At 60.7% G+C, this 13,304-nt stretch carries 13 protein-coding genes; all 13 read right to left on the minus strand.

Translation table 11 applies throughout. The features are described 5' to 3' along the window. Window positions 1-39 precede the first annotated feature (39 nt). Window positions 40-1,422 (minus strand): M16 family metallopeptidase, encoded by a 1,383-nt coding sequence (locus tag BFP90_RS20710; RefSeq protein WP_065897865.1) that lies wholly within the window; start codon window positions 1,420-1,422, stop codon window positions 40-42. A 58-nt stretch (window positions 1,423-1,480) separates the two neighbouring features. Further along, entirely contained in the window at window positions 1,481-3,139 is a 1,659-nt protein-coding gene (locus BFP90_RS20715) for a Na/Pi cotransporter family protein (RefSeq protein WP_065895299.1), read from the minus strand. Window positions 3,140-3,359: 220 nt separating this feature from the next. Continuing rightward, window positions 3,360-4,127, minus strand: a complete 768-nt coding sequence (locus BFP90_RS20720; RefSeq protein WP_017139071.1) for a TerC family protein — start codon at window positions 4,125-4,127, stop codon at window positions 3,360-3,362. A gap of 68 nt (window positions 4,128-4,195) precedes the next feature. Then, on the minus strand, window positions 4,196-5,503 hold the full coding sequence (locus tag BFP90_RS20725; protein ID WP_065886794.1) for a CitMHS family transporter: 1,308 nt from the start codon (window positions 5,501-5,503) through the stop codon (window positions 4,196-4,198). Between the two features lie 307 nt (window positions 5,504-5,810). Continuing rightward, window positions 5,811-7,772, minus strand: a complete 1,962-nt coding sequence (locus BFP90_RS20730; RefSeq protein ID WP_065886795.1) for a DUF7844 domain-containing protein — start codon at window positions 7,770-7,772, stop codon at window positions 5,811-5,813. After that, on the minus strand, window positions 7,769-8,089 hold the full coding sequence (locus BFP90_RS20735; RefSeq protein ID WP_065897866.1) for a DUF2388 domain-containing protein: 321 nt from the start codon (window positions 8,087-8,089) through the stop codon (window positions 7,769-7,771). The genes BFP90_RS20730 and BFP90_RS20735 overlap by 4 nt, the downstream gene beginning before the upstream one ends. A 38-nt stretch (window positions 8,090-8,127) precedes the next feature. Next, entirely contained in the window at window positions 8,128-8,436 is a 309-nt protein-coding gene (locus tag BFP90_RS20740) for a DUF2388 domain-containing protein (protein WP_065886812.1), read from the minus strand. A 90-nt stretch (window positions 8,437-8,526) separates the two neighbouring features. Continuing rightward, window positions 8,527-8,847: a DUF2388 domain-containing protein gene (locus BFP90_RS20745; RefSeq protein ID WP_057725665.1), complete on the minus strand. Its 321-nt coding sequence runs from the start codon at window positions 8,845-8,847 to the stop codon at window positions 8,527-8,529. 332 nt (window positions 8,848-9,179) lie between these two features. Beyond that, complete coding sequence (locus tag BFP90_RS20750) at window positions 9,180-9,395, minus strand: DUF1127 domain-containing protein (RefSeq protein ID WP_003187413.1); 216 nt, start codon at window positions 9,393-9,395, stop codon at window positions 9,180-9,182. A 317-nt stretch (window positions 9,396-9,712) separates the two neighbouring features. Further along, entirely contained in the window at window positions 9,713-11,206 is a 1,494-nt protein-coding gene (locus tag BFP90_RS20755) for an acetyl-CoA hydrolase/transferase family protein (RefSeq protein WP_065897867.1), read from the minus strand. Between the two features lie 234 nt (window positions 11,207-11,440). Next, entirely contained in the window at window positions 11,441-12,877 is a 1,437-nt protein-coding gene (locus BFP90_RS20760; RefSeq protein ID WP_065897868.1) for an NAD(P)(+) transhydrogenase (Re/Si-specific) subunit beta, read from the minus strand. Continuing rightward, the gene (locus tag BFP90_RS20765; RefSeq protein WP_003187417.1) at window positions 12,877-13,197 is read right to left on the minus strand and encodes an NAD(P) transhydrogenase subunit alpha; all 321 of its coding nucleotides are present in this window, start codon (window positions 13,195-13,197) and stop codon (window positions 12,877-12,879) included. The genes BFP90_RS20760 and BFP90_RS20765 overlap by 1 nt, the downstream gene beginning before the upstream one ends. A gap of 15 nt (window positions 13,198-13,212) precedes the next feature. Then, window positions 13,213-13,304, minus strand: a 92-nt coding sequence (locus tag BFP90_RS29295; protein ID WP_256097476.1) for a hypothetical protein, incomplete at its 5' end; no start/stop codon positions are given.

Below are 13,304 nucleotides of genomic sequence, written 5' to 3' on the forward strand. Positions count from 1 at the left end.
GCGACAGAATAACGTCTTGGTCCGCTGTTCGGCGCCTCATTAAGCGAGCCGTTTGCGATAAAACCGCAGGGCGATCCACGCAAGCCCGATCAGTCCCAGCACGCCCGCGCCTATCCAGCTCAGGGCGTTGTAGCTCAACAGCGGTTTTTCGATGCGCCAGTAGCCCGGCTGCTCGAATAACTGGCGCATGGCCTGATTGGTCTGGGCCAGGGTCACGGCCTTGATACGTTTGGCCGGGTCGCTGAAGCGCCCATCGTCATATTCGCCGGCGGCGCTCCAATAATAGTCGGCCAGCGCGCTGTTGCCCTGCACGGCCCAGGCCTGACGTGCAATGGCGGCTTGCTGCAGGCGCGCGAACACCGCCGGGTCGAGGCCATCCTTGAGCAAGCGGGCCTTGAGGTCTTGCAATACCTGCTCGGCTTGCTCGAGGTTTTCCCGTTCGAGGTCGGCGTTCAGGCTCAGGAAGCCAACGCCGCCGAGCACTTCACGCTCGCTCCAGGGCCCGTAGGACAGGCCGTGCCTGAGGCGCAATTGGCGGTACAACGCCCAGTCGAGGTAGTCCTTGAGCAGGTCGTAGGTTTCATCATGCTGGTCTTCCAGCACCGGCTCCGGGAACAGCCAGTGCAGCTTGGCATTGTCGCCGACCCAGCCGTGGATCAGGTCGCGATGACTGGCGGCGGCCTGCTGGATTTGCGGCAGCGGTCGATGTTCGCTCGGCTCTACCGGGTCGAGCTGGCCATAGGTGCGTTCCAGGTAGGCCGGCAGCAGTTTGTCCAGGTCGCCGACGACGATCAGGGTCATGTTGTTCGGTGCGTACCAGTTTTTGCGCAGCGCCTCCAACTGGTCGCGGGTCAGAGCGTTGACCTCGGCGCGTTCGGCGCACTTGAGGCCCAACTCGACGGCCAGCTGGTTGCTGGCGTTGTGGCCCAAGTCCTGGCGGTCCAGCAGGCGTTGCAAGTGGGAATAATGGCCACCGTCCTCGCGCTCGACCACCTGCTTGGCGGCGTTGATATTGGCGTCGGTCAGTTGGGTGCGGGTGACGATTGCCAGCAGCAGATCCAATACCTTGCGCTGGTTCTGCGCGGGCGCCTCGATCACGAACGTGGTGTCGGCGTTGCTGGTGTAGGCGTTCCACTCCCCGCCCAGGGCCTGCATGCGGTCTTCGAGGTCGCCTTCGTTACCGCCGTCGATGCCGCTGAACAGCAGGTGCTCGAACAAATGCGGCAGCTCTTTCTGGTCGCAGCTGAAATCGTCCAGGCCCACGCCGACTACCAGGCGGATCGCCACATGCCCGCGCTCGGTGCCCGGTTTGAGCAGCAATTGCAGGCCGTTGGGCAAGGTATAGCCTTCGACCTGCAGGCGGTCAAAGGCAAAGGTGTGTGCCGAGCCCATGAGCAGGCAGGCGAGTAACAGGCGACGCATAACAAGCTTCCTGGCGAATGAGGTCCGTTGTTAACTGACTTCGCTCGCTGGCGTACGTTCAGGGCGAATGGGTGATGTCGGCAATATCGTCGGCAGAGAGTGCGCCGGTGTCGGACGTTTCCAACACGACATAAGCGCTGCTGCAAAACAACGAGTTCAGGCGCTTCATGTCAGCGATCAGCTCCAGGTGCAGGGAGCTGGTTTCCAGGCTCTGTACGATTTTACGCTGCAAGCGGCTGACGTGAGCGTGGGCCAGGCGCCGCTCCTGGGCGCGAAAGCGGCGTTTCTCCCGCAGTAATTGGCGGGCGCTTTCCGGGTCGCCGCTGAGGAATACCGACAGGCCCAGGCGCAGATTGGCGATCAGTTGGCTGTGCAGGCCGCTGAGTTCTTCCAGGCCGACTTCGGAAAATTGCCGGCGCTGGGACGTCTTCTGCTGCTGCACTTTGCGCAGCATGCGCTCGATCAGGTCGCCTGCCAGCTTCAGGTTGATCGACAGTTCGATGATTTCTGCCCAGCGTCGATTGTCCTGCTCACTCAGGTCTTCACGGGGCATTTGCGCCAGGTAAAGTTTGATCGCGCTATAAAGCGCCTCGACGTCATCGCTGAGGCTGCGCATTTGCTGGGTAATGGCGGTTTGGTTGCCGCGCAGCACTTCCTGCATCGAGGTGAGCATGTTGTCGATCAGGTCGCCGAGCCGCAGGGTTTCGCGGGCGGCGTTGGCCAGCGCCAGGCTCGGCGTGTTCAGCGAGGCCAGGTCCAGATGGCGCGGCTTGGCTTTGCCGTTGGTCTCGGGACGCTCCGGCAGCAGCCATTCGCACAGCCGCGCCATCGGGCCGATAGTGGGCAACAGGATCAGGCAGCGGCTGACGTTGTAGAGCAGGTGAAAGGTGATGACCATGCCTTGGGTGCTGTAGTCCAGGCCGTCCATCCAGCGGACGAGTGGGTCGAGTACCGGAATGATCAACAGCAGGCCGATCAATTTGTACAACAGGCTGCCCAGGGCGACCTGCCGCCCGGCGGTGTTCTGCATGCTGGTGCTGAGAAAGGCCAGGATGCCACTGCCGATGTTGGCACCGATGACCAGGCCGATGGCCACGTGCAGACCGATCACGCCGGCACCGGCCAGGGTTGCCGTAAGCAGCACTGCGGCGAGGCTGGAGTAGGAAATCATCGCGAACAGCGCACCGACCAGGGCGTCGAGCAGGATGTCGCCGGTCAGCGAAGCGAAGATGACTTTGACGCCCTGGGCATGGGTAATCGGCCCGGCGGCTTCGACGATCAATTGCAGGGCCAGAATGATCAGCCCGAGGCCGATCCCGACCCGGCCCAACTGCCCTGCCCGCGTCTGTTTGCGCGACAGGAAAAAAATCACCCCGAGGAAGATCAGCAGCGGTGACAACCACGACAGGTCAAAGGTCAGCACCCGCGCCATCAGCGCGGTACCGACGTCGGCGCCGAGCATGGTGGCCAGGGCGGGCGTAAGGCTCATCAACCCCTGGCCGACAAAGGATGTCACCAGCATTGCCGTGGCATTGCTGCTCTGCACCATGGCCGTCACCAGAATACCGGCGACAAACGCCAGCCAGCGCTTGGACATGTTCTGCCCGATGACTTGGCGCAAGTTGGAGCCGTAGACCCGCAGGATGCCGGTACGGACGATGTGCGTGCCCCAGATCAGCAGGGTCACGGCGGAAAGCAGATTGAGCAAGGTCAGCATGCTCGGCCCCCCGTGTGGGTGAGCTCCAGCAGGAGCGAAGGAAAGTTGCCGCGTGCCGTTCTACGTCTTGTGGTTAAGCTGTAGTTGGCGAATGGACTCTGCGCCAGCATCGCATAGCTGAACGCGGGATTGAAACAAAACTGTCATGAAGATCGGGACGCGAAGCGTCCGAGGCGGCATTCCCACGCGGAGCGTGGGAATGATCGACAGCGGGTTGAATTTACTGACCCGGGATATCTTTGCGCAGTTTTACCGGATCCTGCTGCTTCTTCTTTTTCGCGATGGCGGTGCGCATCTTGATGTTCACCGCTTCCACCGCCAGCGAGAACGCCATGGCGAAGTAGACGTAGCCTTTTGGCACGTGAACGTCGAAGGATTCGGCGATCAGCACGGTACCCACCACCAGCAGGAACGACAGCGCCAGCATCTTCAGCGACGGGTGCTTGTCGATAAATTCGCTGATGGTGCCGGCGGCCAGCATCATCACCAATACGGCAACCACGATGGCGGCGACCATGACCGGCACATGGGAAACCATGCCGACGGCGGTGATGACCGAGTCCAGGGAGAACACGATGTCGATGATCGCGATCTGGATGATGGTGTAGATGAACTTGCCACCCTTGCCACCCGGCTCGTCGTGGGTTTCGTCTTCACCTTCCAGGGCGTGGTACATCTCCTGGGAGCTTTTCCACAGCAGGAACAAGCCACCGAAGAACAGGATCAGGTCGCGACCGGAGATGCCCTGGCCGAAGACCACGAACAGGTCGGCGGTCAGTTGCATGACCCAGGTGATCGACAGCAGCAACAGGATGCGCGTGACCATCGCCAGGGCGAGGCCGAAGATCCGGGTGCGCGCCTGCATGTGCTTGGGCATGCGGCTGACCAGGATCGAAATCATGATGATGTTATCGATGCCCAGGACGATCTCGAGCGCCGTCAGGGTGAAGAAGGCAATCCAGATTTCCGGATTGGTCAGCCATTCCATGTGTATTCCTTTGAGCAAGTGTTAGACCGCGCGGACTGTAGCGCCGCGCGGTGAGTGAGTCGGTACGATTATAGAGTGCTGAACAGCGGAAAAATCCCCATCAGCAGCGCGGCGAACATTATGCACAGGCATACCAGCACTGCCCACTTGAGGGTGAAGCGCTGGTGATCACCAAACTCGATACCTGCCAGGGCGACCAGCAAGTAGGTGGAGGGTACCAGTGGGCTGAGCAGATGCACCGGTTGCCCGACGATCGACGCACGCGCCATCTCCACGGCGGTGATGCCGTAGTGGCTGGCAGCTTCGGCCAGCACGGGCAGCACGCCATAGTAGAACGCATCGTTGGACATGAAGAAGGTAAACGGCATGCTCACCAGCGCCGTGATGACCGCCAGGTACGGTCCCAAGGCTTCAGGGATAACCGCCAGCAGGCTCTTGGACATGGCGTCGACCATGCCGGTGCCCGACAGGATGCCAGTAAAGATGCCGGCGGCGAAGATCAGCCCGACCACCGCCAATACGCTGCCGGCGTGCGCGGCGACGCGGTCTTTCTGCTGTTGCAGGCATGGGTAGTTGACGATCATCGCGATACTGAACGCCACCATGAACAGCACGGGCAGCGGCAGCAGGCCGGCGATCAGCGTGCACATCAGGGCAAGCGTCAGCGCGCCGTTGAACCAGATCAGCTTCGGACGGCGGGCGTCGGGAAATTGCGACACGCTGATTTCGCTGTGGTCGATCTCGTCGCCTTGCAGATGCAGTTCACCCAGGCGTGCACGCTCGCGCTTGCCGTACATATAGGCAATCGCCAGGATCGCTACCACGCCGGCCGCCATGGCCGGGATCATCGGTACGAAGATGTCCGAGGGGTCCACATGCAGCGCGCTGGCGGCGCGAGCGGTTGGGCCGCCCCAGGGGGTCATGTTCATCACGCCACCGGCAAGAATAATCAGGCCGGCCATGATGCGCGGGCTCATGCCGATGCGCTTGTACAGCGGCAGCATCGCAGCGACGCAGATCATGTACGTGGTGGCGCCGTCACCGTCGAGGGACACCACCAGGGCCAGCACGGCGGTGCCGACCGAGACTTTCAGCGGGTCGCCCTTGACCATCTTGAGAATCTTGCGCACGGCCGGGTCGAACAGGCCGGAGTCGATCATCAGGGCAAAGTAGAGGATGGCAAACATCAGCATCACGCCGGTCGGCGCGAGCTTGGTGATGCCTTCGAGCATCATCGGGCCGATCTTCGGCGCGAAGCCGCCGAACAGCGCGAACAGGATCGGCACGATGATCAAGGCGATCAGCGCAGACAGGCGCTTGGTCATGATCAGGAACATGAACGTGATGACCATGGCAAAGCCAAGGAAAGTCAGCATAGGAATACTCCAGGCGTAGCGCGGCTAGGGAATGGCGAACCGGGTGGGGTCAGCGCAGAACGAAAGGCACGAGGCGTACGGGGGGAGTAGGGAAAAACAGACGGGTACGGGCGGACATCGGGAATCACCATTGTTGTTGTTAACAGTCGGTCTATTGCCGACAGTGGGGCGATCCTAGACGGGTAAGCTTTCAGCCAGCTTTCGCCGGGAAAACAGGTGACATTCGGTCTTGAGGCTTATGCGGATAAAAAAATGTGGGAGGGGGCAAGCCCCCTCCCACATTGGAATTACTTGATTCGCTGAGTGTTTACGGCAGTTCGAGGCCGCCGGCCGCTTTATGCAACGCTCGCAGGTGTTCGCCCATTTGCTTGAGATTGGCTTCGCAAGCGGCAATCTCGGCAGCGCGGGACGGATCGAGCAGCGCCCTGACTTCTTTATCCAGCTCGCCGGTCAGCGATTGCAGTTGCTTCTGGCGCTCGGCACTTTCCGATTCCAGCCGCTTGGCCTCCGAAGGCTGCGGCAGGCCGTAGCCGCCACTGTCGAGCAATTCGGCGGGGCGACTGAGGAAGCCGCTGTTGGCGAGGATTTGCTGCAACGTGTTGTTGGCTTTTTCCATGCCACCGTTCTTCAGCTCCCGCGCATTGAGGTAGCGTTGTTTGACTTCGTCCTGGGCGAGCATCAATTGTTTGCGAAAGCTGGCCTGCTCCAGCAACAGCAGCGCGGCGCTGGTTCGCAAGTCGGCCTGGCTGAACCATTGGCGGCGCTCCTGCGCATTCAGCGACAGCCAGTCTTCGACTTGGGTCTGCTTGATCGGCAGGCGCTTGCGCAGTACATCGAACATCGCCTGGTAGCGCTCGCGGAACGAGTCAAAGTGATAGCCCAGGCGCAACGCTTCGCGCTTGTCATTCAGTACGCTGGTGTCGGCCAACCCGCGTGCGCTGAGCACCTCCAGCAAGCCGTTGGGGGTGATGTTGTCCAGGCCGGTCAATTGCGGGTTGGCGCTGCCACTGCGCAACAGCTTCAAGCTTTCCACCGCACAGTTGTTGGAAATGAAGAAGTAGTTGCCGTCGTAGCTCCAGTGCATCTCGGCGGCGTGTTCGACTGTTTCGTTGATTTCCTGGCGATTGAGCTTGAGCGGCACTGACGCCAGGCCACGCAGTTCGGTCTTGGTGTACTCGTCGATGACTTGGGCCAGCGGCAGGACAAACAGTCGCGACGGGTATTTGCCCACCAGGCCATCCCAGCTCGACAGCTGTACGTCACCGACGAAGGCGCGGTAGGACAGCACCAGGTGCTGATCCAGGTCCAGCCGGCAATCCGGCCCGCGAGGACGGCCGGGCGCGCAGATCACCAGGCGCAGCATGCTATGGCCCCAGCGGCTCACCAGATTCTGGTTGGCTTCGGCGAGCAGGTAGTCAATTTCGTACACACGTTCCGGGTCGATCTGGCCGAGCGGGGTCTTGGCGAAATCGTTGCCGGCGTTCAGAAAGGCGTAGGTATTGCCGCACTTATCCTGCCCCGGCGGCGCCCAGCCGAAATGTTCCTTGTAATAGCGCGCCAGCGCGGGACGGCGACAGGCGTAGCTGGGGTCGAGGAGGAAGTACTCCATGTTGACCGCGACGAATTCCAGCGGGCTGGTGGTTTCGTAGATATCCGGGCTGCGAACCACCTGGTTGTTGTGCTGCTCGCGTTCGCCGCGACGGCCGACATATTGCGGCCAGCCGGCGAGGTCCAGCAGGCGAGGGTCGTCACTCAGGGTGAAGCGACGGTCGTTCTGGCCACGGCATTGATCGGGCAGGCCAATCAGGCCGGTGATGTTGTTCTGGCGGCTGCAGCGCTGGATCAGGGCGCGCTCGTCTTTGGACCACAGGCGCGCACGGTCATAGATGTGGGTCAGTTCATGCAGCACAGTGGCGAGCATTTCCCGGCGCACGGTGCCGTGGGGGCGGTTGGTTTTGCGGGTGGCGGCGCTGCCGTCGGTCAGGCTGGCCAGCAGGTTTCGGTTGAGGTCCAGCTCGGACACCAGGGAGGCCTGGCCGTAAGCGTTTTCAGGCATCTTGTCGGTCCAGCCGACCTCGATGCGGCGGTCCAGCTGCTCGATGAAGCGCGGCGGCAGGGCGCCCATCGCTTCATCGAGCAATGCCTGGCTGGCCTGCTGTTCAGCCGGGCTCAGGCCATCGGTCTTGAGCTGCAGTTGCAGGCTGGCCTGGGCCGCACCGGCACACAGCAGCACAGCCCCGGCCAGGAGCCAGGCCTTGATTCGCCTCACAGAGCGAGGATAGCTTCGGCGAGCGTCTGGTCGCTGGCATCACGGGCTTCTGGTACGCGGGTGCGCAGGGTTTCAAAGGCGGCCTCGAGTTGCGCGCCACGGATCTCGCCATGGGTGGCGACGAAACTGGCGGCATCATCATGGGCTTCGCGCACGATCTTGGAATCGCGGATCGAGGTGGTGGTGTCAGAGGTGAAATCAATGGTGCGCGCCGAAGCGCGAACCACGATGTTGCTGGTGGCCTTCAGGGTTTGCGCCTGGGCGACATCAGCCAGAAACAGCAGGCCGAGGGCGGCGACGATCAACGGGCTACGCATGGGGTGACTCCAATACAAAGATGGCTATACAAAGATGATTATTGGACGAGAATTGCCTGCGCCAGTTCAAGGTCGCTTGCATGAAGTTTTGGCTGGGTGCGGCGCAGGTAATCCAGCGCGGACTCCAGGCGTGCGCCCCGCCATTGGCCGTCTGTGGCAATGAAAGCAGCAGCATCATCCCTGGCGACCCGGACCAACTTGTTATCAAACGGCGCAGACGTCACCTTGCTGGTGGCGTACGCGCTGGCAACGGTGCTCTGAACAGAGACGTCAAAGGCCGAAGCCAATGGTGCCCAGCAGGCACAGAGCATTACTGGAACAATCAACAGGCGGTATGAAAAAGCCATGGCACTCGACAACTGAAAACGAGCGCCAAGGCTAGCGCAATGACCGGGTGAGAGCCAGTGCAGTGACGGCCCTTCCTGCCGGCCCTGGCGTTAGATCGCCAGGATTGCCTGGGCCAATTGAGCGTCAGTGGCAGTGTTCAATTGCGGTGCCTGCTGGCGGATCTGCGCCAGTGCGCTTTCCAGTTTCACACCACGGATGGCGCCTTCGCTTGCGACAAAGCTGGCCGCGTCGTCACGGGCGGCTCGCACCACCTTGTTGTCGCGCAGGGAGGAGGTGGCATCGGACGTGGCGTCGGAGGTGGCTTTCAGTGCGCCGACGATCGAATCGGTGGTAACGATAAAGCTGCTCGCGTTAGCGTTGGCAGCAACGGCCAACAGGGCGGCGGTGCACAGCAGGCGAAGACGGGACATGGGGTGACTCCTGTAGATGAGCAAATAAGGTGGCGTAGAACCGCCACAGTGAAACGGACGTTGGGCAATTGGGCATCTGACGCCCGTTCTACAAGGTTCGCCACGTGGTGACTGGATATTAGGTCACCGCTTGCTCATTCGGAAGCCTGCGGTTAACTGTTGTGGTTTTATTTATAAATAAGAAAACTGTACTGGTCCGGTAGATGGCTGCTGTTTCCGGTTCCCATATCCAGATACAACAAAGCCCGCCTCCGGTTACCCGGGGCGGGCTTTGCTTTGACAAATCAGAGTGCTGGCGGTGGACCCGGCGGGTCAGGGCCAGCGAGCGCCAATCAGCGCCAGAACGGCTTGCTCAGCTCTTCGTAGCGTTGAGCTTCGCTGATACCGGCATCAGCCAGCAGACGCGAATCCAGACGAGCCAATTGGTGGCGGCTGGAGATGCGGCGCTGCCACAACATCAGGTTGGCGAGAACGCGCAAAGGCAGGGAAGCCTGGGTGTTAACAGCTTTTTCTTCGAAGAACAGTTCGGAACTGAGTGTACGTTCCATGATGACATCCTTCCGCTTGTGGCGGGATTAGGTAGTGGTTTAACTGATGCCAATGATCCTCCTCGCACGCAAGACTCTCTAGATACAGTTCACCTGTATTGTGAGGGGCCAGTTAACTGTTTATAGAGGCTGTACGGTACGAAATGGGGGCAACTGTACCTGTGCGCACCGTAACGGTGCGAAATCGGCTTTTTCGACGAGGGTCGTGGGATATTTCTGTAGGAAATTACCGGTACAGCAGTACAGTTTTTGATAGATATAGCGATCAAACACCGGGCCGATGAAACTGTATTGGCACCAACCCGGTTGTATATCCCTCAAGCCTTGAGCATGTGCCCGGTTTCTTCCAGGTTAATGTGCCAGCTCAGTGCGTCGCGCAGGATATGCGGGGTATGCCCGCCGATAGCGCAGGCGGCAACGAAGTAGCCGTTCAGTGCGTCGCGATACACCGGGTGCACACAGTTGTCGATGATCACGCGGGCACGCTCGCGGGGTGCCAGGCCACGCAAGTCCGCCAGGCCCACTTCGGTCACCAGGATGTCGACGTCATGTTCGGTATGGTCCACATGGCTGACCATCGGCACCACGCTTGAAATCGCGCCGCCCTTGGCAATCGACTTGGTCACGAAAATCGCCAGGTGCGCATTGCGCGCAAAGTCCCCGGAGCCGCCAATACCGTTCATCATCCGCGTGCCGCAGACGTGGGTGGAATTGACGTTGCCGTAGATATCGAACTCCAGCGCTGTATTGATGCCGATGATGCCCAGGCGGCGCACCACTTCAGGATGGTTGGAGATTTCCTGCGGGCGCAGCACCAGCTTGTCCTTGTAGTGCGCAAGATTGCCGAACACATCGGCATTGCGCCGCTCCGACAGGGTAATCGAGCTGCCGGAGGCGAAGCTCAGCTTGCCCGCGTCGATCAGGTCGAACGTCGAGTCCTGCAGCACTTCCGAATACATGGTCAAGTCTTCGAACGGCGAGTCAATCAAGCCGCACATCACTGCGTTGGCGATGTTGCCGATACCGGCCTGCAGCGGGCCGAGCTTGTTGGTCATACGCCCGGCATCGACTTCCTGTTTCAGAAAGTTGATCAGGTGGTTGGCGATGCCCTGGGTGTCGCTGTCGGGTGGCGTCACGGTGGAGGCGGAATCGGCCTGGTTGGTGATCACAATGGCGACGATTTTCTCGGGCGGGATGGGAATCGCCGGGCTGCCAATACGATCGTCGACTTTGACCAGCGGAATCGGCGTGCGAGTTGGCCGATAGGAAGGGATATAAATGTCGTGCAGCCCCTCCAGGTTCGGGTTGTGCGCCAGGTTGATCTCGACGATGACTTGCTTGGCAAAAATCGCGAAGCTGGCAGAGTTGCCCACCGAGGTGGTGGGCACGATATGGCCTTGTTCGGTGATGGCGACGGCTTCAATCACGGCGATGTCCGGCAACTTGAGCTGGTTGTTGCGCAGTTGCTCGACGGTTTCCGACAGGTGCTGATCGATAAACATCACTTCGCCGGCGTTGATTGCCTTGCGCAAGGTGCTATCGACCTGGAACGGCATGCGGCGTGACAGCACGCCGGCTTCGGTCAATTGCTTGTCCAGGTCGTTGCCCAGGCTGGCACCGGTCATCAGGGTGATTTTCAGCGGTGACGTCTTGGCGCGCTCGGCCAGGGCATGGGGGACGGCCTTGGCTTCACCGGCGCGGGTGAAGCCGCTCATGCCGACGGTCATGCCGTCCTCGATCAGTGCAGCGGCGTCTGCCGCGCTCATGACCTTGTTCAACAACGAAGGCAAGCGGATACGATCACGGTACATGAATGGTTATCTCAGGCTGCGGAAGCAAGTTGGGCAGTGTAGTGATTTCAAAAAGTTTCGGCCCGCTACCATGGTCGAATGCCGAGTGGCGATTTAGAGCCTTTGGTCGGGTTTCATCGGAGTGTGCAAAGCGGGACGCAGAGCATCCCTGGCTGCATTCCCACGCAGAGCATGGGAACGAAAAAACCCCAGCCTATCTCAGGCCAGGGTTTCGGGTATTGCGCTGGCGCAGTGTTATTCGACAGCTTTGACCATATCTTCGATAACCTTTTTGGCATCACCGAAGACCATCATGGTCTTGTCCAGGTAGAACAATTCGTTGTCCAGGCCTGCGTAGCCGCTGGCCATCGAGCGCTTGTTGACGATGATGGTCTTGGCCTTGAACGCTTCAAGGATCGGCATGCCGGCGATCGGTGAGTTCGGATCGTTCTTGGCGGCCGGGTTGACCACGTCGTTCGCGCCCAGCACCAGTACCACGTCGGCCTGACCGAACTCGGAGTTGATGTCTTCCATCTCGAACACCTGGTCGTACGGCACTTCGGCCTCGGCCAGCAGTACGTTCATGTGCCCGGGCATACGGCCCGCCACAGGGTGGATCGCGTACTTTACCGTCACACCGCGATGAGTCAGCTTCTCGGTCAGTTCCTTGAGCGCGTGTTGCGCCCGAGCCACGGCCAGGCCGTAACCCGGCACGATGATCACGGTGTCGGCGTTGGTCAGCAGGAAAGTCGCATCGTCGGCCGAGCCGGACTTCACCGGGCGTGCTTCCTTGGAACCTGCCGCAGCACCGGCGTCCGGCGCATTGCCGAAGCCGCCGAGCAGCACATTGAAGAAGGAGCGGTTCATGGCCTTGCACATGATGTACGACAGGATCGCGCCGCTGGAGCCCACCAGGGAGCCGGCGATGATCAGCATCGAGTTGTTCAGCGAGAAGCCGATCCCTGCCGCTGCCCAGCCGGAGTAGCTGTTGAGCATCGAGACAACCACCGGCATGTCGGCGCCGCCGATGGGGATGATGATCAGCACGCCCAGTACAAAGGCCAGGGCCAGCATCACGGCGAAGGCCGTGAGGTTGCCGGTGAACATGAAGGCCAGGCCCAGGCCCAGCGTCAGCAGGCCCAACACCAGGTTGAGCTTGTGCTGGCCGCCGAACTGCACCGATGCGCCCTGGAACAGGCGGAACTTGTACTTGCCGGAGAGCTTGCCGAAAGCGATCACCGAACCGGAGAAGGTAATTGCACCGATGGCGGCACCCAGGAACAGTTCCAGGCGGTTGCCCGCAGGAATGGCGTCGCCCAGGTGCTTGACGATACCCAGCGATTGCGGTTCGACGACCGCCGCGATGGCGATGAATACCGCAGCCAGGCCGATCATGCTGTGCATGAACGCGACCAGTTCCGGCATCTTGGTCATTTCGACGCGCTTGGCCATGACCGAGCCGGCGGTGCCGCCGATCAGCAGGCCGACGATCACATAGCCGATACCGGCCGTCGCCAGCTCAGCGCCGAGCTTATAGATGAGGCCAACGGTGGTGAGTACCGCCAGCGCCATGCCGAGCATGCCGAACAGGTTGCCGCGCCGCGAAGTGGTCGGGTGCGAGAGGCCTTTGAGGGCCTGGATGAAGCAGATCGACGCAATCAGGTAGAGCGTCGTGACGAGGTTCATGCTCATTACTTGGGCGCCTCTTCTTTTACTTTCGGGGCTTTTTTCTTGAACATCTCAAGCATTCGCCGGGTGACCAGGAAACCACCAAACACATTGACCGCCGCCAGGGCCACAGCCAGGGTGCCCATGGTCTTGCCCAGCGGTGTGACCGTGAGGGCGGCGGCGAGCATGGCGCCGACGATCACGATTGCCGAAATGGCGTTGGTTACGGCCATCAACGGCGTGTGCAGCGCGGGTGTCACGTTCCAGACCACGTGGTAACCGACATAAATCGCCAGCACAAAGATGATCAGGTTGTAGATACCGGGGGAGATAAGCTCTTCCATCGTCTGAATCCCTGCTTAGGCGTTTTTGCGGATGACTTGGCCGTCGCGGCACATCAGGCACGCGGCGACGATGTCGTCTTCGAGGTTGATTTCAAACTGCCCTTCCT

This window comes from Pseudomonas sp. 24 E 13, from assembly GCF_900004715.1.
Taxonomy (GTDB): Bacteria; Pseudomonadota; Gammaproteobacteria; order Pseudomonadales; family Pseudomonadaceae; genus Aquipseudomonas; species Aquipseudomonas orientalis_A.